17 protein-coding genes and 4 pseudogenes are annotated in these 22,267 nt (G+C 35.5%); 12 read left to right on the top strand and 9 right to left on the bottom strand.

The window, feature by feature from the left end; all coding sequences use genetic code 11:
* The first annotated feature begins 92 nt into the window (after positions 1-92).
* The 3 genes from rplM (at position 93) to ABWU71_RS00355 (ending at position 1,475) form a co-directional block, all read left to right on the top strand.
* Positions 93-551, top strand: coding sequence for a 50S ribosomal protein L13 (rplM, locus tag ABWU71_RS00365; protein WP_010082596.1), 459 nt, complete (start codon positions 93-95; stop codon positions 549-551).
* A 10-nt stretch (positions 552-561) separates the two neighbouring features.
* A complete protein-coding gene (gene rpsI / locus ABWU71_RS00360; protein ID WP_353284509.1) occupies positions 562-1,017 on the top strand; it encodes a 30S ribosomal protein S9 in 456 nt (151 codons plus the stop codon).
* A 146-nt stretch (positions 1,018-1,163) separates the two neighbouring features.
* Positions 1,164-1,475, top strand: a complete 312-nt coding sequence (locus ABWU71_RS00355; RefSeq protein WP_353284508.1) for an HU family DNA-binding protein — start codon at positions 1,164-1,166, stop codon at positions 1,473-1,475.
* Here the strand turns inward: ABWU71_RS00355 and ABWU71_RS00350 are convergent.
* Positions 1,468-2,175, bottom strand: coding sequence for a pyridoxine 5'-phosphate synthase (locus ABWU71_RS00350; RefSeq protein ID WP_353284507.1), 708 nt, complete (start codon positions 2,173-2,175; stop codon positions 1,468-1,470). The genes ABWU71_RS00355 and ABWU71_RS00350 overlap by 8 nt on opposite strands.
* A 436-nt stretch (positions 2,176-2,611) precedes the next feature.
* Here ABWU71_RS00350 and ABWU71_RS00345 point away from each other — a divergent pair, with 436 nt between their 5' ends.
* The 3 genes and pseudogenes from ABWU71_RS00345 to ABWU71_RS00335 all read left to right on the top strand — a co-directional run.
* A complete protein-coding gene (locus tag ABWU71_RS00345; RefSeq protein ID WP_353284506.1) occupies positions 2,612-2,926 on the top strand; it encodes an IS630 transposase-related protein in 315 nt (104 codons plus the stop codon).
* Between the two features lie 191 nt (positions 2,927-3,117).
* Positions 3,118-3,294, top strand: a complete 177-nt coding sequence (locus ABWU71_RS00340) for a hypothetical protein (protein ID WP_353284505.1) — start codon at positions 3,118-3,120, stop codon at positions 3,292-3,294.
* Positions 3,295-3,313: 19 nt separating this feature from the next.
* Positions 3,314-3,720 (top strand): annotated as a pseudogene (locus tag ABWU71_RS00335) (transposase); the annotation flags it as partial.
* Between the two features lie 370 nt (positions 3,721-4,090).
* Here ABWU71_RS00335 and ABWU71_RS00330 read toward each other — a convergent pair.
* The 3 genes and pseudogenes from ABWU71_RS00330 to ABWU71_RS00320 form a co-directional block, all read right to left on the bottom strand.
* A protein-coding gene (locus ABWU71_RS00330; protein ID WP_265023453.1) for an IS5 family transposase occupies positions 4,091-4,883 on the bottom strand; the annotation gives its coding sequence in 2 pieces (ribosomal slippage) (positions 4,091-4,618 and positions 4,620-4,883; 792 coding nt in all).
* 60 nt (positions 4,884-4,943) lie between these two features.
* Positions 4,944-5,249: pseudogene (locus tag ABWU71_RS00325) on the bottom strand (IS630 transposase-related protein); the annotation flags it as partial.
* A 33-nt stretch (positions 5,250-5,282) separates the two neighbouring features.
* The gene (locus ABWU71_RS00320; protein ID WP_353284504.1) at positions 5,283-6,311 is read right to left on the bottom strand and encodes a hypothetical protein; all 1,029 of its coding nucleotides are present in this window, start codon (positions 6,309-6,311) and stop codon (positions 5,283-5,285) included.
* Between the two features lie 468 nt (positions 6,312-6,779).
* On the opposite strand from ABWU71_RS00320, the gene ABWU71_RS00315 reads away from it, so the two are divergent.
* The 4 genes from ABWU71_RS00315 to ABWU71_RS00300 are packed head-to-tail and all read left to right on the top strand — an operon-like array spanning position 6,780 to position 15,865.
* On the top strand, positions 6,780-9,437 hold the full coding sequence (locus tag ABWU71_RS00315; protein ID WP_353284947.1) for an ATP-dependent Clp protease ATP-binding subunit: 2,658 nt from the start codon (positions 6,780-6,782) through the stop codon (positions 9,435-9,437).
* A 27-nt stretch (positions 9,438-9,464) separates the two neighbouring features.
* Positions 9,465-14,216 carry an NAD-glutamate dehydrogenase gene (locus ABWU71_RS00310; RefSeq protein ID WP_353284503.1) on the top strand — a complete coding sequence of 1,584 codons (4,752 nt, stop codon included), beginning with the start codon at positions 9,465-9,467 and terminating at the stop codon, positions 14,214-14,216.
* Between the two features lie 4 nt (positions 14,217-14,220).
* Positions 14,221-14,517: a twin-arginine translocase TatA/TatE family subunit gene (locus tag ABWU71_RS00305; protein WP_353284946.1), complete on the top strand. Its 297-nt coding sequence runs from the start codon at positions 14,221-14,223 to the stop codon at positions 14,515-14,517.
* Complete coding sequence (locus ABWU71_RS00300; protein ID WP_353284502.1) at positions 14,489-15,865, top strand: PleD family two-component system response regulator; 1,377 nt, start codon at positions 14,489-14,491, stop codon at positions 15,863-15,865. The genes ABWU71_RS00305 and ABWU71_RS00300 overlap by 29 nt, the downstream gene beginning before the upstream one ends.
* A gap of 35 nt (positions 15,866-15,900) precedes the next feature.
* Here ABWU71_RS00300 and recO read toward each other — a convergent pair whose 3' ends face one another.
* From recO to ABWU71_RS00280, 4 genes and pseudogenes are all read right to left on the bottom strand, one after another.
* Positions 15,901-16,623 (bottom strand): DNA repair protein RecO, encoded by a 723-nt coding sequence (gene recO / locus ABWU71_RS00295; protein ID WP_010082260.1) that lies wholly within the window; start codon positions 16,621-16,623, stop codon positions 15,901-15,903.
* A 200-nt stretch (positions 16,624-16,823) separates the two neighbouring features.
* Positions 16,824-17,141: pseudogene (locus ABWU71_RS00290) on the bottom strand (PDDEXK nuclease domain-containing protein); the annotation flags it as partial.
* 27 nt (positions 17,142-17,168) lie between these two features.
* Positions 17,169-18,028, bottom strand: a protein-coding gene (locus ABWU71_RS00285) for an IS630 family transposase (RefSeq protein WP_353284076.1) whose coding sequence is annotated in 2 segments (ribosomal slippage) — positions 17,169-17,704 and positions 17,704-18,028 — 861 coding nt in all. Because the reading frame shifts where the segments join, the coding sequence is not laid out codon by codon here.
* Between the two features lie 62 nt (positions 18,029-18,090).
* Positions 18,091-18,405, bottom strand: a pseudogene (locus ABWU71_RS00280) (DUF1016 N-terminal domain-containing protein); the annotation flags it as partial.
* Positions 18,406-18,577: 172 nt separating this feature from the next.
* Between ABWU71_RS00280 and ABWU71_RS00275 the strand changes: the two are divergent.
* Both ABWU71_RS00275 and ABWU71_RS00270 read left to right on the top strand, forming a co-directional pair.
* Entirely contained in the window at positions 18,578-19,204 is a 627-nt protein-coding gene (locus tag ABWU71_RS00275; protein ID WP_353284501.1) for a hypothetical protein, read from the top strand.
* A gap of 275 nt (positions 19,205-19,479) precedes the next feature.
* Positions 19,480-20,339 (top strand): IS630 family transposase gene (locus tag ABWU71_RS00270; protein WP_353284076.1). Its coding sequence is split into 2 segments (ribosomal slippage): positions 19,480-19,804 and positions 19,804-20,339, totalling 861 coding nucleotides; the frame shifts between segments, so codons are not numbered across the junction.
* Positions 20,340-20,706: 367 nt separating this feature from the next.
* Here the strand turns inward: ABWU71_RS00270 and ABWU71_RS00265 are convergent.
* Positions 20,707-22,002, bottom strand: coding sequence for a Na+/H+ antiporter NhaC family protein (locus ABWU71_RS00265; RefSeq protein WP_353284500.1), 1,296 nt, complete (start codon positions 22,000-22,002; stop codon positions 20,707-20,709).
* Positions 22,003-22,267: the final 265 nt, after the last annotated feature.

The raw sequence follows: 22,267 nt of genomic DNA, 5'->3' as shown, positions 1-22,267 counted from the left end.
CTAACATAAATTACTTTAATAATCAATAACTAATATTGTTGACACTATTGAGGAATTAAGTATATCATAGCTTACTATTGTTGGATCAAATAATGAAGACTTTTTTCTTAAAAGAGAAACAAATCAATAAAAAGTGGTTTGTCATAGATGCAGAAGGATTAGTGGTAGGGAGGCTTGCAGCATTTGTAGCGACACTATTACGTGGAAAGCATAAACCTGAGTATACACCTCATATGGATTGTGGCGATAATGTAATTATTATCAATGCAGAAAAGGTGCATTTTACCGGGAAGAAGCTTAAAGATAAAATTTACTATAAGCATACAGGTTATTCTGGTGGTTTGAAGAAAACTACTCCAGATAATATTTTAAATGGCAAATTTCCTGAGCGTGTAATAGAAATGGCAGTGAAAAGGATGCTTGATGATGGGCCTATGGCACGTAGACGCTTTGAAAATTTGTATGTTTATTCTGGTTCAGAGCATAAGCATCAAGGACAGCAACCTGAAAAGATAGATTTTGCCTCTTTGAATCGTAAAAATAAAAAGTAATGGAGTAAAAATGAAGAGTTCTACAATAAATAACAATGATTGGTCAGAAAAGACAATTAAATCAGTAGTTGATTCGCTTGGTCGTTTATATGCTACAGGTCGAAGAAAAGAATCTGTAGCAAGAGTATGGATAAAGCCGGGGAGTGGAAAATTTAGTGTTAACAAAAAAGGCGATCTAATTTCTTATTTTAAAAGAGAGTCGGTGTGCCAAATAGTGAAAATGCCATTTGTTGCAACTTCCACATTGGATAAATACGATGTATTTGCAACTGTAAAAGGTGGAGGGCTATCTGGTCAAGCAGGTGCTCTAGCTCATGGAATAAGCAGAGCTTTAAGTAGTGTAAGCCAAGATTTGCATTCTATATTACGTAATGGTGGGTTCTTAACTAGAGATTCACGTGTTGTTGAACGTAAGAAATATGGTCAACATAAAGCTCGGAAAAAGTGTCAATTTTCTAAGAGATAGTTATTTTATAGGGGTGTTTTTTTGTAAGTATTATACAAATATTTGCAAAAGTGTATGATATCCTCTATTTTTGTGATGAATTTAGTTGACTATCGGTGTCAACATAATATGCTATTTGTGTGATTTTTTCAATATTAAGGTAATTTATGAGTAAAGAAGATATAATAAAACAATTAAAAGAAGATTGTTCTAGTCAGAATATAGATATAACAAAATCTGATTTGAGCAAGATTCATGATGCGTTTATTAAAATAATAAAGAATGAGCTACATGGGAAAGGTGAAATACGTTTGCATGGGATAGGAACATTTTCTACTGCTGTAAGTCAGGAGAAACAATGTCGTAACCCCCAAAATGGTGAGATCATGACTGTTCCTGAAAAGACAAGGGTAAAATTTAAAGCAAGCCAAACTCTTTTAAGTATTTTAAATGAGAAGGAAAAAGCAGCAGTTAGTTAGACATTGTCATTTTCATTGTTTTTACTACGCTGTGTAAGCCGTAAAATACAGCTTCGCTAATTAAATAGTGGCCTATGTTAAGAGCTGAGATGTGAGGTATTCTTGTCATCTTCTTAGCGTGTTTATAAGTTATGCCATGTCCTGCGTGGCATTCTATTCCTAATTTATTGACGTACTCTGCAGCATTAGTAATTAACTGCAACTTTTTCTCTGATGGATTATCACAGTAATCCCCTGTGTGAATTTCTATTATGTCAGGTTTTGTCTCTAGCTTTTCAAGATATTTTAGTTGATCAATATTTGGATCGATAAACAGCGAGACTTTTATGCTGGAGCTACGCATTTCCTCTATTATACTAGAAAGTTTGCTGTACATATTAACGATATCCAGGCCACCTTCGGTTGTTAATTCTTCTCTTTTTTCTGGTACTATACAAATTGAATAGGGTTTTACCTTTTTTGCTATTTCAAGCATTTCTTCCGTGGCTGCAATTTCAAGATTTAGCTCAGTGCTAATGCTTTTTTTTAGGTTAAATACGTCTTCATCTCTAATATGCCTTCTATCTTCTCGTAAGTGTACAGTAATAAAGTCTGCTCCAGCGTCAATGGCTATTTCTGCTGCTTTCAATGGATCTGGATAAGAAGTTCCGCGTGCGTTGCGGAGGGTTGCAACGTGATCGATATTAACACCTAGTTTCACAATCTACCTCAGAAATTATTTATAGATTATACATGTTATTAGGTTTTTTGCATAGTCATTGTTTGATTAGCAATACCATAGCCAAGAGACGGGGCTAGAAGTTACTTGACACCCTTCGCCAGCCCCCTTATCATGAAACTGAAGCTACTTATTTATCTTCGCAATCTTTGCAGTGGATTAATGACAAAAAAACTTAATGTATTTGGCGTAAATCATGCTTAATTTTTTGCACTATATGCACCTCATGTCTTTATCAAATTTCTAGGTTTTTACCTATACAAGCTGAAATACGCTATTTAAAACATCAAAAAACGCCAACTTAAAAAATGGATAGTGAATAACTATAGTATTTTCAAAAGCGAATGATAAAGGTATAATATGTTTTTTTAAAGTAGGGAAAGCGATGGTATATAGTGTAGATTTAAGGGAAAAAGCAGTGTCTTTGGTAGAAAAAGGAAAGTCAAAGGTTGAAGTTGCAGAGGTTTTTGAGATAGGGATAGCAACACTATATAGATGGCTAAAAAAGAAAGCTACTGGCCAAGGTCTCAAAGCGGTAAAAAGTACTGGTTTTATTCGAAAAATAGATCCAGAAATACTCAAAGAATATGTCAAAAAACACCCAGATCACACACTAGCAGAAATGAAACAAAACCTTGGCTTTGGGATAAGCGCAATTTGGTATAGATTAAGACAGCTAAAAATAACCTTTAAAAAAAGTCACATTCTATCAAGAGCGCAATCAAGAAGATAGGCAGCAATTTATCGATAAAGTCTCAAAAATAGACCACTGTAGCATTTTATATATAGATGAAGCAGGAGTTGATGATAGACTATACCGAGAATATGCACGAGCTCCAAGAGGAGAAAAAATATATGCTGATGTTCCAGGAAAAAAGCGGGAAAGAGTGAGTATAATAGGTGGATGAGAAGTTTATTGCACCAATGACCTTCACAGGAGGGTGTAATAAAGATATATTTAATGTATGGTTAGAGCGAAGATTACTTCCACAATTACAGCGTGATACAACCATAGTTATGGATAATGCTACATCCCATAAAACTCCCGGGAATGTTCAAAAAAGTGTGTCAAACCGAAAAAAAAGTAATAAATTGATATAAAAAAAATGGAGGTTTGACAATGAGTCAGAAGGTAGTAAACAGAACTACCGGATTGGTAGATTATAAAGAATTAGAAACAAACATTCTGTCGTCTATACGAGAAGGAAGGCCGTTGACAGGAAGGGATGGAGCATTCACACCATTTATAAAAAAGCTGCTGGAGGCAAGTTCGGAAGGTGAAATAGAAAATCACTTATTAGCTGAAAGTGAAGAGAATAATCGAAGAAATGGGAGAAATGGAAAGACTTTACGGACAAGTGCAGGTTCATTTGAGCTTTTGACGCCTAGAGATAGGGAGGGAAGCTTTGAACACCAAATAGTCAAAAAAAGGCAAACAAACCAGAGCTTGAAACGAAGATTTTGAGCACATTTGCCAGTGGTATGGGATACAGAGATATAGCATCGCATGTAGAGAAGATTTACGATCAATCACCTTAATACCCCATTCAATAATCAAGTCACTAACGAGATTATAGTTACAGATCCAACACATCCGCTATTTGGTAGAACTTTTCCTATATCCTCTATCAGTTCAAGAGCTCATTGTGGTGGTAATGTATTTGTTATTTATCGTAATAACATCATTCTGCGTATTCCGTTTTCTGCTACTAATTTAGCCAGTAAGCAAGATTTTCTCACCAGCAAGTTAACACGAGCGTCATTATACGAATTTGTTTCTTTAGCAAAGGAGTATAAATTATTATGCCATGCAAACCATATCAACTGTGGCAGCGAATGTCTCAGCGTTTTAAATCAGAAGTTTTAGAAAATATATTATTAATATCTAAGAGCCTGTTCATAATCTTTTCAGAAGTAAGGCAGTGAAAGCCAGAACGACCATTTGTAGGCTAGTATTGAGTTTTCGCTCACAATTTTTCCACAATCTTCTACATTTTTCTAACCAAGCAAAAGATCGCTCCACAACCCATCTTTTGGGCAATACAACAAAGGAATGTAATTCATTTCTTTTTATCACTTCAACGGTTGCACCAATAATCGTTTTTATTTGAGTTGCAAAATTCTCTCCAGTATAGCCTGCATCAACCAGTACATTTTTAACTCCCGAGAGGTTTTCTTTTGCATTTTCGACCATTCTCACAGCACTGCTACGGTCAGTTATCTCTGCTGTTGTTATATAAATTGCATGGGGCAAACCTTGCGTATCTACTGCAATATGGCGTTTTATTCCTGAAATCTTTTTGCCTGCATCATAGCCTTTTTCTTCAGCAGTATCTGCATTTTTTACACTCTGTGCATCAATTATGCAGAAGCTGGTTTTTTCTTTCCGACCATTGTTTTGTCGGACCACGCCAACTATTTTTTTTTAACACCAGCTCCAGAACACTTTCTTTATCTGCATCTGGTTTTTCACTCCACTTCTTAAAATAGTCGTAACAATTGCGCCATTTTGGAAACTCTTTTGGTAGCATTCTCCACTGACAACCGCTTTTCAGAACGTATAACACTCCACAAAATACATCATACAAATCAAGTTTCCTTGGTTTTGTTTTTTTTCTACAGGACTCTAGATCTGGTAACATAATCTCAAATCTTTCCCGACTTATATCACTTGGGTATAAACTCCTCATATATCCTAACTTATATATATTATCTCTTAGTTTATTCCTTTCTTGAGATCATGTACAGGTTCTGAGAGCTCGGTGGATCGTTTGGATACTAACGTTGCCCCAAAGTTTAGCCATTTCCGACAGAGTCTTTCCTCCGTTTTCTCTGGCAAATTTAGCAAAGGCATCCCAGTCGGTAATTTTGTGATTGTAACCTCCATTTCCAAGTTTTTTTGATTGAAAGTCTCCTGTTTCTTTTCTTCTTTGCTGCCACTCGCATAAAGTAGTTCGTCCAATTTTAAATCTTGCTGCCACTGTTTTTCTGCTTCCTCCCTCCTCTAGCGCTTCCATTGCTTTTTTCCTTAAGTCATAACTATATGCTGCTGGCACTCAACCTCCTTATCATCGTCTATCCTTATCTTATCACATCCGGACTTCTATGAAAAGAGCTATAGTATCATAATACTCTGAATTTTCTTTTATAAATTTCTTATATTCTTCGAAAAGAGCATAGATCTTGCCTCTTTCTCCCCCTTGAGGAAATACAGCTTGTCTATTCCCTAACTCTTTATATTTTTCTTTTGTTAAGCTTCTTCCAGCTATTACTGCTACAAATTCTTCGAGTATTTTATCTCCGTCTTTTTTGTGATCACAAAAATTCTTTTTCTTACATATGTCTTCAAACCACGAAAAGAATACACTTCCATTAATTGGCTTTTTTCCCTCTACACACTTTGTTATTTTTTCAAGAAATGTATGAACAGATAAGAACTCAATTTGTTCTGGAACACCAATCTTTAATTTATCTTCAGCTTGATCATAATATTCATATGCATACAATTCTTTTGATTTTTTTATGAGGCTTTCGGACTGGGTGATATATAAAATCTTTCCTTCCTGAAATTTCTCTTCTATCTTTCTAAGCTTTTCCAGAGCAACTGATGTCTTTCCACTACCAGCAGACCCACTAACAACTAAAGGTAGATCATCAGCACTTTTAGCTATTTCTTCTTGCTTTGCACTAAAAGTAATAAATTTACCTAACCAAGAAATCTGTGGAACTTCTACTTTACATTCTGTACTATCAGAAACTTCGTTATTGTCTTCACTTAGTATTTTTATGTTTTCTATTTTTTCTATTTTTTCTTTTTGTGTTAAGAATTTTGACTTATCATATCGATGATCAAGAATTACTTCTAAAATAACAAAAGCACCTCTGCTATCATACTTTATGCTTGTAAATAATAGTCTGTCCTTATCACTTGACTTAGCCCGAAAAAATTTAACGCCTCCACTACCACTGATTAACTTTACATCCCCCAGGTTTGTATTTCTATTTTCCTTCAAGTCTACAATTAACTCATTGAATTTTTTTCCCAAAGACCCTCCATCACTCTCCAAATCACACTTATTAAATTCATGATAATAGAATACAGGATACATAACCCACACCTCAATTTATACCTACGAAAATAACTTAGCAAATATTATAATCGTTAATTAGAGTTCATTTTTATTGCTAGGTAATTTTTAATATACAATAATATCCATATTTTGTCAATACTTTAGCCAGCCTTACCCACAAAAATGATGAAGAAATTAGGAATATTTTTTACAAAAAGGACAATACTAACAAAAGAACTTTATTCTATTTAGAATATAAAGTTACAATAAATTTTCCTGTCATCTCCAAATAAATTACATTAACTTAGTATTGTATATTGTTAATAACTTAAATAATACAACCATTTTCAGCAACAAAAACCAAAGGTCTTGAGATACAAGATATTTGTATGGTTACTATGATAGTTCCTTTTTTAAGAAAGTTTTAAATTTCATACCTAACAATAAACAACTTTAGGTTTAAATTTATGAAATCAGTTGTTATATACATCAGCAAATACGAATTTAACTGGTGTTATGGACTTAAATAAATTTACCGAAAAAGCAAAAAGTCTAATTCAAAGTGCTCAGATGAAAGCGTTGGGAGCTGGGCATCAGATTTTTATGCCTGAGCATTTACTCAAAGTGATGCTTGAGGATGAATCAGGTTTAGTTCAGGATTTGATAAACGCTTGTGGTAGAAATGTGCAAAGTATTTCTGATGCTGTGGATAGTGCAATAAAAAAGTTGCCAGTAATTGAAGGTCCAGGAAGTGGTGGCCTTCAACTTTCAAGAGAAATAGCAAAAGTTTTTGAAGATTCAATTGGTATTGCAAAGAGAAGTAAAGATTCATTTGTTGCTGTTGAGCGTTTACTGCAGGGCCTCACTGCACAAAAAGATGATACTGTAGGCAAAATTCTGGCAGAGAATGGTGTGACTCCACAAAAACTGAACTCAGTTATTGCAGAAATGAGAAAAGGCAGCAGTGCGGACTCGCCAAACAGTGAGGAAAAATTAAACGCGGCAAAGAAATATACAAAAGATGTTACAGAGCTTGCTATGCAAGGAAAGCTTGATCCTGTAATTGGTCGTGATGAAGAGATCAGAAGAACTATGCAGGTATCACTGAGGCGGACAAAAAATAATCCAGTGCTGATCGGTGAACCTGGTGTTGGAAAAACTGCAATAGTTGAGGGGCTTGCAAATAGAATTGTTGCAAACGATGTACCACTTGGTTTGCGTGATGCAAAGGTCTTAGCCCTCGATCTTGGAGCACTAATTGCTGGCACTAAGTTTAGAGGAGAATTTGAAGAAAGGTTAAAAGCAGTGATTAATGAAATTTCAAAAACAGAGGGAAAAGTTATCTTGTTTATAGATGAGCTTCATACTTTAGTTGGAGCAGGAGCAACAAGTGGTGCAATGGATGCCTCGAATCTGCTGAAGCCTGCTCTTGCGCGTGGAGAAATTCGCTGTATAGGAGCCACAACTTTAGATGAATATCGTGAACATATAGAAAAAGATCCTGCACTTGCAAGGCGTTTTCAGCCTGTGTTTATCTCTCAACCAACTGAAACTGATACCATTTCAATACTCAGGGGTTTGAAGGAAAGATATGAGGTGCATCATGGTATAAGAATTACAGATGGTGCAATAATTGCTGCTGCAACGTTGTCCAATAGATATATAACAGATAGGTTTTTACCTGATAAAGCAATTGATTTGATTGATGAAGCAGCAAGCAGGGTGAGAATTGAAATGGATAGCAAGCCTGAAGTTATTGATGAACTTGAGAGAAAGGTTATACAGCTAAAGATTGAAGCAGAGGCTCTAAAAAAAGAAAGTGATGAAAATTCTAAACAGCGTTTAAAAAAGATAAATGAAGAGATCGAAAACCTAAACAGTAAATTTGCTGACTTGAACAGTAAATGGCAGATGGAAAAGAATAAAATAGCTAGAATACAAGAAACAGTTGAAAAATTAGATAACGCTAGAAAAGAGTTGGAATTAGTTCAGCGGAGTGGAAATTTAGGAAGGGCAGGGGAATTGATGTATGGTGTGATTCCTCAGCTTGAGAATGAATTAAAAAATCAGGAAAAGGTTACTGATAGTTTCTTAAAGAAAGAAGTGACAGGAGATGATATTGCAAACATTGTTTCAAAGTGGACGGGAATTCCAGTTGATAACATGATGCACAGCGAAAAGGAAAAACTCCTTAACATGGAGAATGAAATAGGAAGAAGAGTAATAGGGCAAAAAGATGCAATAGAAGCGATAAGTAATGCAGTAAGGCGCTCTCGCTCTGGTGTGCAAGATAATAATCGACCTTTCGGTTCATTTTTATTCTTAGGCCCAACTGGAGTTGGTAAAACCGAACTTGCGAAAGCCCTTGCTGAATTTCTGTTTGACGATCAATCAGCGCTTCTGCGTTTTGATATGTCAGAATATATGGAAAAACATTCTGTTTCAAAGCTAATTGGCGCGCCTCCAGGGTATGTTGGCTATGAGCAGGGTGGCAGATTAACCGAAGCAGTAAGAAGAAGGCCATATCAGGTTATTCTGTTTGATGAAATAGAGAAGGCAAATCCAGATATATTTAATCTATTGCTGCAAATCTTGGATGAGGGTAGACTCACTGATAGTCATGGCAAATTAATTGATTTTCGCAATACCATACTGATTTTAACTTCTAACCTTGGTGCTGAGATAATGCTTAAAGGAGCAAAAGAAAATAGCTCTCTTGAAAAGCCCTCTGTCATGCAAGTAGCTGACACTGGGATCCAGAAAAAAAAGTGGATTCCAGCGTCACGCACTGGAATGACACCAGAGAGATCAAATGAAGTGATGCAAATAGTTAAATCAGCATTTCGTCCAGAATTTTTAAACAGGCTGGATGAAATTATTATATTCCACAGTTTAACCAGAGATGACATCTATAAAATTATAGATGTTCAATTTTCTTATTTACAAAAAACACTTGCTAAGCGTAAACTGAGTATAAGTTTGTCGCAGGAAGCTAAAGAACTAATAGCACAAACTGGCTATGACCCTGAATATGGAGCAAGGCCCTTAAAAAGGGTTATACAAGAGTGTATTCAAAATAATTTAGCTAAATTAGTTTTATCAGGGGAAGTAGTAGAAAATGATGAGCTAATAGTGTACGCTCTTGATAATGAAATCTTAGTTAAAAAGGTTTAAGTTCACTGTGTATTTTTGTTAAAAAAAATGTGTATAGATCATAATGTTGACACTGAGTCTTTATTTAAGTTAGCTGATCAAGAAAATCAGCAAGATAAAGAAAAAATTAAAAAATTTATCAAGTATTTTTATAGTTTTGTTTATAAAAGCGACCTAAAAGCCAACGATAAGTTTTTGCTATATATTGTAAACGATGCTTACAATTTTGTTTCTCAAAAAGAGAAAGATGAAAGTAAGTTAGTAGTAAGCAATATAGATGATATACCAGGAATAGAAGGCGATTTTACCACGATTAAGATAACAAACGATGATATGCCATTTTTGGTTGACTCCGTTATTGCAACTATTAAGTCGCACGATTTAACCATATGCTATTACAGCAACAGCATAATTAACATTAAAAGAAAAGAGGGCCTAATAGACGAGATTTACCCTTTGGAAGAAAGTAATGGAATAAAAGAGTCAGTTATATATCTAATTATCAAAGGTATAAGTGACAGTTTTGTTGATACATTAAAAGAATCTCTACAAAAAACGCTGAAAGCAGTTAATTGCGTTGTGAAAGATTGGCACTTAATGCTTAAGAAACTTGATGAAGCAAGTCTTTCTGTCATCCCAGTACTTGATACTGGGATCCAGGAAAAGGACACGTGGATTCCAGTGTCACGCACTGGAATGACACCAGACCGAAATCAAGAGCAAAAAGATCTTCTAGTTTGGTTAAAGAATAATAATTTTGTATTTCTAGGTTATCAAGAATATATTGCTGGTAAAGATGAAAAACTCGTCTGTGATAGCAAAAAGGACCTTGGCCTGATGAGAGTAGGTCAAAGTACGTTGATTCCTTCTGCAAACCTTGATTCCCTATACATATTGAGATCAGATCTAATCTCAATAGTCCATCGGCGTACATACATGAATTGTATAGGAGTAAAAGAATTTGATGACCAGGGTAATGTGGTAAAGGAACGGCGTTTTTTTGGATTATTTACTTCTATAGCGGAGGTCCAAGATATTAGAACTATTCCAATAATAAGAGATAAAGTTAAAGTTATAGAAAAAAGTGCAGGGTTTGTAACCGGGGGCCACAATAACAAGGCTTTAATTTCTATTTTACAAGCATTCTCTTGTGATGAATTATTCCAATCAAATGAAGACGAATTATTGAAAATTTGCATTTCGATCATGTCTCTTGCGATTAGGCCAAGGGTCAGATTATTTTTAAGAAGAGTAGGGGATTTTATTAGTTGCATAGTGCTGATACCGATGCGTTATGCTAGCGCTAGGCTAATGTTCAAGATACGTGACATATTAAAGGATGAGACAAGTGCAGGAAGTTCAGATATTTATAACAATCACATTATCAATGAATATGATTTGATGAAATTGCATGTAGTGCTAAAGACCAAAAACGCTAGTGTTCCTGATGATGAAGTTTTGCGTATCGAAAACAAATTAAGGAACATTACGGAAAAGTGGGAAGATCGTTTCATAGACAATTTATATAATACTTTTAGCACTGTTGAGGATATATTCATCCGTTATTGCAAGGCATTTCCAATAAGCTATCAAGAGAGTTTCGAACCTCATGACGCATATTACGATATGAAAAAATTGGAGATAGTGAGGAAGAAGGGAGTTAGCGAGGTCGATTTAAGGCTTACTTGTGATAATCTTAATTATCAATTAAAGGTTTACACTTCGAGCAATGGAGGTCTTGAATTATCGAAGATATTAAGGATCACTAAGAATTTGGGAGCTAAAATTCTATCTCATAATGGCTATTACATAGAAATTAACGGCGGAATATGGATACACCATTTTGTGTTGTCAAGAGTTGACGAGTTGATAGATGACATTACTCTGAAAGTACAATTTGAAATAACGCTTGCAAAAGTATTTAGCAAGGAAATTAAAAATGACTATTTCAATAGTTTGATCATTATTGCTGGGCTCAAGTGGAAGGAAGTGCTTCTGATTAGAGCGCTAAGTGCTTACCTAAAGCAGACGTCATTTAACTACAACCCAGAATATATCCAAAAGGTAGTCTCAGAGTATCCAAAAGTAGTAAAGTATTTGATACAACTATTTCATGCAAGATTTGATCCTAACATAGACATTGATAGAGCAGAAACTACGGACATTGTCAGAGAAAAAATTGAGGAACTTCTAAAAGAGATCAGCAATGTTTCACATGATTACGTTTTGCGCTCGATATTTAACTTGATAATGGCTATTTTAAGGACCAGTTATTATCAAGACGATAAACCATATTTATCTACAAAATTTGACTCAAGTAAAATAAATGGTTTGCCTGATCCTCGTCCGTATCGCGAATTGTATATTTATTCAAACCTTTTTGAGGGAATACATCTAAGAGGAGGGAAATTAGCCCGTGGTGGCTTAAGGTGGTCGGATAGGACGGAAGATTTTCGCACTGAAGTTTTGGGGCTCATGAAAGCTCAGATGACAAAAAATGCGGTTATTGTCCCTGTTGGTGCAAAGGGTGGGTTTATAATAAAGCAAGCTTATAAAGATAAGAATATTTTAAGAGAGAAAAGTGTTGAGTGCTATAAGAGTTTTATCAGAGGAATGCTTGATATTACTGATAACGTGGTTGATGGTGAAATAATTCCACCAGAGAATGTGATTAGGTATGATGAGGATGATCCATACTTGGTAGTTGCAGCAGATAAAGGCACTGCTTCATTTTCTGATTATGCTAACCAGATAGCCTCTGAATACAATTTTTGGCTTGGCGATGCATTTGCATCTGGTGGATCAGCAGGTTATGATCACAAAAAAATGGGTATTACAGCTAGAGGTGCATGGATTGCAGCACAGAGGCATTTTTGGAAAATGAATAAGGATATTTACCAGGATGCAACTGTTATTGGAATTGGGGATATGGCTGGCGACTTATTTGGAAATGGTATGCTGCTTTCAGAAAATATACATTTAATCGGCGCATTTAACCATATGCATATTTTTGTTGATCCAAACCCTGATGCAGAAAAGAGTTTCACAGAGCGTAAACGTCTCTTTGAGTTACCATTTTCAACTTGGATGGATTATAACAAAGATTTGATTTCTAAGGGTGGAGGAGTATTTGAGCGTAGCAGTAAGCAAGTAAACATTTCTCAAGAAATGAAAAAATGCTTTGATATAACAGAAGATATGCTACCTCCAAGTGATTTGATTAGATATCTGTTGAAAGCAAAAGTGGACTTCACATGGAATGGAGGAATCGGCACGTTTGTTAAGGCAAAGAGTGAAAATCATAGCATGGTCGGTGACAAAGCAAACGATGAGTTAAGAGTGAATGGTAAAGATATTAGAGCTTCTATGTTTATAGAAGGCGGAAATTTGGGATGCACACAGCTTGGAAGAATAGAATATGCTGAAAGAGGTGGATATATCAATGCAGATTTTGTTGATAATTCAGCCGGAGTGATATGTTCGGATCTTGAAGTTAACATTAAGATTGCATTTGTTTCAGCTATGAAAGCAGGGGGTATTTCTTTAGAAAAAAGGAATGAAATACTGGCAAGTATGGTGGATGAAGTTGCATCCAAAGTGCTTGAGAACCACAACAAAATTGAAACAAAAGCATTACTTCTTGAGTGTTTGCAAGCTAAAGAGAGATTGGAGCAACACCACAGGTTACTGCTCAGTTTAGAAAAATCTGGGCTGTTAAACCGAAGCGTAGAATTTCTTCCAACTGAAGAAGAGATAGCAAGGATGTTAACTGGTGCAGAAGGTTTCAGTTCTCCTCAGCTCTCTGTTCTAATGTCTTATGCTAGAACAGCAATAAAAAATAAAATTATACATTCCGATCTGCCTGAAAAAGATCTTATATCTCATGACTACTTGCTAGGTTATTTTCCTAAAAAGATGGTAACAAAATTTAAGGATTTCATATTAAAACACCAACTTTGTAGAGAAATTATCTCTACTTGCATTGCAAATGATGTAGTGAATAGAATGGGCTGTATATTCATCAATAATTTGGCTGAGAACACTGGAATTAAGATACAAGAAGCGGTTAACATATATATTGTTGTTAACCACCTGTATGATTTAAACAGCCTGTGGCAGAAAATTGATGAATTGGATGGAAAAATTGATGTTAACTCATACTTACAAATAGTGAGGAACGTGCAGAAATTTATTGGCAGAGTATCATTTTGGCTAGTGAAAAATCTTGGCAAGCTTAGCTTTGTAGAATTGGATGATGTTACAAAATTTAAAGATGCAATTGAAACTTTAGGCCAGAACTTAACTGATGTTTTAGATGAACACCTATTAAAGGTCTATAGCCATGGATCAACTTCTTTAGTAGAACTTAATATAAATAAAGATCTAGCAAAAAAAGTTGCTGATCTATGCGTTCTTGCTTATGCACTGGACATTATATCTGTTGCTGAACAGACATCTTTGTCCATTCTTGATGCTGGTAAAATATACTTTGAGTTAAAGTCGCTGTTAAGATTCGATCTGATTAGAACAATTGCCATCAAGATGAAAAGCCGCTCTTCTTATTGGGATCGCAGCTTAGTTAATGATTTATTGGACGATTTAAGCAATTACCATCACAAGCTAGCTGTTAAAGTCATAAAAGCTACTGATAACCCCGAAGATAAGGTTCAAACCTGGGCTTGTAATGATAAGGACTACATAGAACGTTATAATAGTTTTTTAGATGAGATGGTTGCTTCTAAACTTGATTTAAGCAAATTAATATTTATAATCAGAAGGATTAAAGTACTTGCTTCATAGGAAAATGTTCAATATAGGTCTTTCAGAAATTTTAGTTGTAGCTTTAGTGAGCATGATTGTTCTTGATAAAAATAAGGTACCTGTATTTATTGATTTTATTAAGACTATATATAGGTATTTTATAATTGCAAAGTCAAAAGCCAAAAGGTTATTGAAGGATGCCGGAATTGAAGACTTATATAAAGAGTGTAATACTGAGAAAGTAAATTACATAGTTGGTAAAAATGGTAAGCTTTATCCTACTTATGATATAGATAATACATCTAAAGATAATGACAGCGAAGATTCTGGTAGTAGATGATGTACTATCTAATGTCAAGCTTTTAGAAGCTCGACTAAAAGCAGAGTACTATACGGTTATCGTAGCTCATGATGGTGGAGAAGCTATAGATTTAGTAGCAAAGCAGCAGCCTGATATTATATTACTTGATATCATGATGCCAAAGATGAATGGCTTTGAAGTTTGTAAGGAGCTAAAGAGTGATCCCTTGACAACCCATATTCCAATAATTATGGTAACTGCGCTGCATGATACTCATGATAGAGTGCAAGGTATTAATGCTGGTGCAGATGATTTTCTGACTAAACCAATAGATGAAACTGCTTTATCTGCAAGGATCAAGTCTCTCACGCGCTTAAAAATGATTATCGATGAATTGCGTTTAAGAGGAGAAACCAACGCTGAGATTGGCGGAGTAGCAGGAAACAGTATTATGGATTATTCCAATCAGATTTTTGATGCTAACATACTTGTTATAGATGAGGATGTTCATCAAGCAGAGCAGATATATAATATATTAAAGCAACGCTTTAGGTCAATTAAAATACTGAGTGATCCAATGGAAGCATTGAAGGTTGGTATTGAGAATAGTTACGACCTGATCATTTCTGATATGCAATTTTCAAAAACTGACGGCTTGCGTTTGTGTTCTGAGTTTCGTAGTAAGGTGGAAACACGTTATACACCAATTCTGATTCTTTCTGAGGATTATGATAAAAACAATTTAGTAAAAGCACTTGATGTAGGTGCTAATGATTATTTAACAGTACCTTTGGATGAGGGTGAGTTAATAGCAAGGGTTAATTCGCAAGTAAAACGCAAAAGATATCAAGATGCCTTGAGAATGAATTTATTTAATAATGCGGAAATGTCTATAAAGGACCCATTAACTAACTGTTATAATAGAAGATATTTTGATGCACACTTAAGAAACATTGTTAAGGACTCTGTGGAAAAGGATAGAAGGTTGTCTCTTATGATACTTGATATAGACTATTTTAAGGTGGTGAATGACAGTTTTGGGCATAGTGCTGGAGATGAACTTTTAAAGCAAATACAGAAAAGAATTTCTGAAAATATCAGAGTGACAGATTTACTAGCTAGGTTTGGTGGTGAGGAGTTTGTTGTTGTAATGCCAGATACCAATGTATCAGATGCGTATACTATTGCGGAGAGAATACGAAAAATTATTGCTAAAGAACCTTTTATACTTGCGGACAAAAATACAACCCATAACATAACTGTGAGCATTGGAATTGCAGAAATGCAAGGATCTGACTTTGATGATATTAAAAAATTTATAGTACGTGCTGACAGATATTTATATAAAGCAAAAAACAGTGGTAGAAATAGAGTGGTTACTGGCTGAATTCTAAAATTCTGTCAAAAAAATGATAACTAAGATTAAAGCGACAACATGAGGTTTCTCAGCTCTGGAAATTTCACGTTTAACTGCAAAAATAGATACTTATTTAAAAAATATCCTGTGACTTTCAGTCCTAACTGAAATTCTTGGAATGAGTAGCTGTTTTGTAGGTTATTATTGTATACATCATGCAACATTTGTGGAAAAGGTAGGAGTTTATCTGCATAATAATCTCCTACTTTTTTTGACACTGCTCTGCCAGTTTTTGGAGAAATAAATTGTAAATTTTCCTTAACACCTGTTACAGCGCATTTGGATAAGTCTAACTTGAATCCCAATTGCGTAAGAAGCAGAAGCTCTAAGTTAAGATAATGGCTTTGCCAAGACTGATTGTTGTGTTTAATTACATCGATGAAATATCGAAAATTGTCATACAGCATGGCACAGGGTTCACTTTCTGGAAGCACTTTTTCTAAAATAGAGGAGAAAGAAACAATAGTAATGCTTTTTAACCTATCTTGAAAGAAATGATGGAATGGAGATTCGATTAATTCGCACTTAAAAAACCCTAGATTTTCAGGTAACTTAGCACTCCATTCTGCATGTAATAGATTACTTATTTGAAACTTATAATTGCTATTGTTTGTTAGCTTAGTTAATCCCCTGCGCTTTCCATGATTTTTTGTAAACAGAGAGAGAATTAAGTTTTTATCGCCGTATTTTTTAGCAGCTATAATGATGCCTTCATCTTTCCATCTCATTTGGAGTGTATTGACCGTATGATATTATAGGATAGTGCACCTAGAGCTTGTAATCCATAAAAATCACTTACTCTGTTACTGTTTGCTTCCAAAGTTTCAAGGCTATGAGAGAGTAAGTTATTGGCTGCCACTCTTCTTCCTGAGCCTCCATGCTGAGCTTTTGGTTTGCTAAATAATTGTTTGAATGATTCTAGTAACCATTACTTTTCCTTATCTGAAATTTTGGATAATTCAGCTTCTAATTCTTCTATCGTCGGTAAAGCTGTTTTTATGTTCTCTGGTAGATTTTCAGTTATTCGATATTCCGCTAATCCTATTGGTTTATTTATGTCTTTGAGTGTATATTTAGCAAGTACATCGTCTTTAGATTTACATAAGATTAACCCTATAGAAGGTTGATCTGTCGAGTGCTTCAGTAAATCATCAACTGCAGAAAGATAAAAATTCATTTTACCAGCATATTCCGGCTTAAAATCCTTATCTTTTAGTTCAATCACTACGAAGCAACGTAACTTTATAGAATTTCTCATAATAGTCCGAACAGGTCATAGGAAGGCAGAATCAACAGCACGACGAAAGGATTCGAATAGAGGAATGTTTTTCCTAGCTCTGTTTTTTATAGCAAACCAATGATGCTCAATTTTGTTGAAATCTGGAGAATACGGCGGCAGATACAAAATTTCTGCACCAACTCCTCTAGCAAGCTCGATAATCTTACCAGACTTATGAAAAGTAGCATTGTCAAGAATGACAGTCTGTCCAGGTTCCAAGATCGGTGTCAAAAATTGCTCAAACCATCCATTAAAAACATCCATATTACAGTGGCCTTCAAAGGTTAATGGAGCAACTATCTTTCTTCTACTTAAGGCTGCAACCATACTGATTCGTTGAGTTTTCTTTCCAGATTTTAGGCCATAAAACCGCTGTCCTTTCTGGCAATACCCATATGGATAGTCCTCTGTGTTATCAATGCCAGACTCATCTATATAAACTAAGTTTTCTGGTTCTTTTGTTGCTATAATTTTTAAGAATTCAGCACGTTTTTCTTCGTTTCTTTCCTTGTATCCATATGTCTTTTTTTGCGCGTAAATCCAATTTTTCTGAGAGCTCGGTGGATCGTTTGGATACTAACGTTGCCCCAAAGTTTAGCCATTTCCGACAGAGTCTTTCCTCCGTTTTCTCTGGCAAATTTAGCAAAGGCATCCCAGTCGGTGATTTTGTGATTGTAACCTCCATTTCCAAGTTTTTTTGATTGAAAGTCTCCTGTTTCTTTTCTTCTTTGCTGCCACTCCCATAAAGTAGTTCGTCCAATTTTAAATCTTGCTGCCACTGTTTCTCTGCTTCCTCCCTCCTCTAGCGCTTCCATTGCTTTTTTCCTTAAGTCATAACTATATGCTGCTGGCACTCAACCTCCTTATCATCGTCTATCCTTACCTTATCACATCCGGACTTCTATGAAAAGAGCTATAATTGTGCAAGAGGCTCCTGCACAAATTCAACATCAGGATATTCTTCGGCAAACTTACTCATATACTTCAGATTTCTCGTGCTAAAGCCTTTCATTTCTGGAAATGTACTTCTCAAATCCTTACTTAATTGATCAATTACCTTAGCTCCCCAGGTATGTTCTTTTTGGCGTTTTAGGATCTCTGTACCAATATGGTGGTAAAGCAAAATAAGCTTACTATTTACTGCAAGTGCTGCCTTATAACGGTTTGTTGCAATATGATCCTTCAACTGCTCTAAAAATTCTGTATATTCTTTTGCTATAATTTTTGTCATACGGTTCCTTTTAATCCATTGTACAATTCCTTTGTCTGTCGAGAAGACAATCTTTCGCTTGCCTTCAGCTTTGAAGGGATTCCTTATTGACTTCAAACTCGTCCATCAACTAAAATATATTGACTTTACATGCAATATTAGCTTAAAACCAGTAAAACAAGCTGCTTAACATATGCGTTTTTTCTATTCGAATTATATTCTTTTTTTGTCTTTATGTTGTTTTTTGCTTTTTTCGTTATCTTCAACAAAAGCCCAAACGAATGATACGTTAGCTGTTCCTATACCACAAAGGAAAAAAGAAATAGTTGAGCACACTGTTGTAGCACAACCGAGGCAAATTATTGAAGTGCAAGAAGAAGTCATTATTAACGAGGGTAAAGAATTCATTCCAATTCCAAAGAGAAAGAAAAGTATAGAGAAAAAACTAAGAAGGGATGTTAGAGAGGCAAAAAATGAAATAGGAAACGAAAAAAGCGTTGAGAGTAAAAAGGATGAATTAGTTGTAACAGAAATTATTAACTCTATAAGAGACAAGCTCACAAAATGCTGGAGCATTCCTGAAAGCATAGCTTACAAAGAAAATTTTAATATAAAAATTAACTTATTATTGTCCAGTCAAGGCGAGATAATTATGGCCGATGTAGCAGACAGTGATTCCTATCGAAATAATCCACTTTTCAGGTCGATAGCAGATAACGCAATGCGTGCAGTATATAAATGTAGCCCATTGACCGGCTTGCCTATTCAGCACCACCACATTTGGCGTGAAGTAACACTAGACTTTATTCTAAATGGGTAAAATCTTACAATAGACCTCTTATATTACCTCCTGTCATCCTAATGCCCAGACCACAACTGTACGAACATTGTGATTTGAGAGCAATTTCCACTAGGAAGGTGTCATTCCAGTGCTTGACACTGGAATCCAGTTTTCTTTACAAATTCACCAAAAGTGCTTCATTCTATAACGCAAAACCCATACTCACCAAACCCAATGCATTACTTGCAATTATAGCTCTTTTCATAGAAGTCCGGATGTGATAAGATAAGGATAGACGATGATAAGGAGGTTGAGTGCCAGCAGCATATAGTTATGACTTAAGGAAAAAAGCAATGGAAGCGCTAGAGGAGGGAGGAAGCAGAGAAACAGTGGCAGCAAGATTTAAAATTGGACGAACTACTTTATGGGAGTGGCAGCAAAGAAGAAAAGAAACAGGAGACTTTCAATCAAAAAAACTTGGAAATGGAGGTTACAATCACAAAATCACCGACTGGGATGCCTTTGCTAAATTTGCCAGAGAAAACGGAGGAAAGACTCTGTCGGAAATGGCTAAACTTTGGGGCAACGTTAGTATCCAAACGATCCACCGAGCTCTCAGAAAAATTGGATTTACGCGCAAAAAAAGACATATGGATACAAGGAAAGAAACGAAGAAAAACGTGCTGAATTCTTAAAAATTATAGCAACAAAAGAACCAGAAAACTTAGTTTATATAGATGAGTCTGGCATTGATAACACAGAGGACTATCCATATGGGTATTGCCAGAAAGGACAGCGGTTTTATGGCCTAAAATCTGGAAAGAAAACTCAACGAATCAGTATGGTTGCAGCCTTAAGTAGAAGAAAGATAGTTGCTCCATTAACCTTTGAAGGCCACTGTAATATGGATGTTTTTAATGGATGGTTTGAGCAATTTTTGACACCGATCTTGGAACCTGGACAGACTGTCATTCTTGACAATGCTACTTTTCATAAGTCTGGTAAGATTATCGAGCTTGCTAGAGGAGTTGGTGCAGAAATTTTGTATCTGCCGCCGTATTCTCCAGATTTCAACAAAATTGAGCATCATTGGTTTGCTATAAAAAACAGAGCTAGGAAAAACATTCCTCTATTCGAATCCTTTCGTCGTGCTGTTGATTCTGCCTTCCTATGACCCGTTCGGACTATTATGAGAAATGCTATAACTTGCAACTAACCTACACCGCAAGTGTTTAAGAAATTTACTAAGCAGGGAAAAAGGCAAAGAATCCCCAGGGTAGCCAGTATTCAAATTCTCCCTTGTTCTATTTGACGTCTTTTGATGTCTTGAACAGCGCGTTTCGGCTTGTATAGCTAGAAGTTTTATAAAGACATGAGGCGCACATAGTGCAAAAAATTAAACATGAGACGCCAAATACATTGAGTTTTTTTGTCATTTAATCTGTACAGAGAAGATAAATAAATAGCTTCAGTTTCATGATAAGGGGGTTGGCGAAGGGTGTCAAGTAATTCCGTTCCTTATGGGTAAAAAAAGAGAAACTCTAAGCTGCAGCCGCACAACGTTTCTCTTTTCTGCTGTTGATGATTATTTCGCCTATTGTAACTGCCGCTAGAATAAAGCAGTAATATACCTGTGTTAATAAAGAAATAGGTGATACAGAGGCGATGCTCCCTGCTAGCAGTAGTTGGGAACCATAAGGTAAGATACCTTTTGTAGCACAAGCAAAAACATCTAATAAGTATGCGCTGCGATGTGGCGCAATACTGTGTTTTTGTGCAAGCCTTTTTGCAATGCCACCACTTAGTAAAATAGCAATGGTATTATTGGCAACTAAGGTAGTAAACATAGACGCAATTCCTGCTATCACAAATTCAGCTTTAGTTTTTGTGATATTGCTTTCATCGATGAGTTTATGCAACGCTTTTTGACCTTGTTTGTACATTATATGGCTCAATCCACCGATAAATAGAGCAAATATCACTATTTCGTTTACTTTTTTGAAACCGTCATACACGTCATGAGGAAATTGAATGATAGCATAGTCAAAAAAAGTTATTCCTAGCACACCAGCAATAATTATGTTTATAGTTATTGTTACTAAAGTGGCAACTTCAAGCAGCCCCATGATTATTAAAGAAATGTAAGGAATAATTTTTATTATAGAATAATAATCTAAATTTGATATAGAAATAATTTTTGTACTATTTGAGGCAACTGCTAGGTAGATGAGTGTTATAATGCTGGCAATAAGTGCAACTTTAGAGTTCATTTTAAGTTTATCTTTTGCTGAAGCTTCCTGTGAAGAAACAGATGCAATGGTGGTATCAGATATCATCGAAAGGTTATCGCCAAACACGGCACCACCTACTACAGTTGCAGTTCCTATTTCGAGACCAAAAGCTCCACTTTTTGCCAGATTAACAGCTGTAGGTACCATCAGCGCGACAACTCCCATAGATGTACCAATTGCAGTTGAAATAAAAGCAGAAGCCAAAAATACTCCAGGCAGCAGTAATCTTGCTGGAAGGAAATTAAGAATTAAATTAGCGACAGTGTCTGCGCTACCAATTGATTGAGTAACTGCAGAAAATGCTCCAGAAAATAAAAAAATTAAACACATAGTAAGGGTATTTTTGTCACCCATGCCCTCGATAACAGTATCGATGTTATGCTGAATTTTATTTGTACCACGTGAGACAGCAAAAAATAGTGCTGGTAATAAGCAGATTACTGGTGAAACCTGATGAAGTGGATTATCAGTTCCGATAAAAGAAAAATAAGCACCACTTCCAAGATACAAGACTAAAAAAATAATCAAGGGGACAAAAGCTGTCATTTTACTGTGCCTAAACTTGTGACTATAACTAATTAAGTGGTTTTAAGCAAGTTTGGTTTTCACTAGTTCTACAGAAAGTCAATAGCAGAGTTTTAAACTTCATATTTAATCTACTAAATAAATAGCACATGTAGCTTATTGCTTGACAATAGGATCTAATTGTTGTCTAGATTCCAGCATCACGCGCACAACTGTACGAACATTTGTTTGCGAAGAAATGTTATAGCTGGTTTTGCCTCAAACACAAAGATGTCATCCGAGTAGC

Origin of the sequence: Wolbachia endosymbiont (group A) of Lasioglossum fulvicorne, assembly GCF_964028605.1 — a bacterium.
In the GTDB taxonomy this organism is placed as follows: Bacteria; Pseudomonadota; Alphaproteobacteria; order Rickettsiales; family Anaplasmataceae; genus Wolbachia.
Note: the sequence above shows the minus strand (reverse complement) of the source record. Positions and strands in the feature narration are given on the sequence as shown.

What these genes read in the sequence shown, in the direction of transcription:
- recO (WP_010082260.1), bottom strand. Translation starts at nt 16,623, where the DNA reads ATGAGATGGAAAGATGAAGGCATCATTATAGCTGCTAAAAAATACGGC.
- rpsI (WP_353284509.1), top strand. Translation starts at nt 562, where the DNA reads ATGAAGAGTTCTACAATAAATAACAATGATTGGTCAGAAAAGACAATT.
- ABWU71_RS00355 (WP_353284508.1), top strand. Translation starts at nt 1,164, where the DNA reads ATGAGTAAAGAAGATATAATAAAACAATTAAAAGAAGATTGTTCTAGT.
- ABWU71_RS00340 (WP_353284505.1), top strand. Translation starts at nt 3,118, where the DNA reads ATGACCTTCACAGGAGGGTGTAATAAAGATATATTTAATGTATGGTTA.
- ABWU71_RS00265 (WP_353284500.1), bottom strand. Translation starts at nt 22,002, where the DNA reads ATGACAGCTTTTGTCCCCTTGATTATTTTTTTAGTCTTGTATCTTGGA.
- rplM (WP_010082596.1), top strand. Translation starts at nt 93, where the DNA reads ATGAAGACTTTTTTCTTAAAAGAGAAACAAATCAATAAAAAGTGGTTT.
- ABWU71_RS00315 (WP_353284947.1), top strand. Translation starts at nt 6,780, where the DNA reads ATGGACTTAAATAAATTTACCGAAAAAGCAAAAAGTCTAATTCAAAGT.
- ABWU71_RS00305 (WP_353284946.1), top strand. Translation starts at nt 14,221, where the DNA reads ATGTTCAATATAGGTCTTTCAGAAATTTTAGTTGTAGCTTTAGTGAGC.
- ABWU71_RS00310 (WP_353284503.1), top strand. Translation starts at nt 9,465, where the DNA reads ATGTGTATAGATCATAATGTTGACACTGAGTCTTTATTTAAGTTAGCT.
- ABWU71_RS00300 (WP_353284502.1), top strand. Translation starts at nt 14,489, where the DNA reads ATGACAGCGAAGATTCTGGTAGTAGATGATGTACTATCTAATGTCAAG.
- ABWU71_RS00275 (WP_353284501.1), top strand. Translation starts at nt 18,578, where the DNA reads ATGCGTTTTTTCTATTCGAATTATATTCTTTTTTTGTCTTTATGTTGT.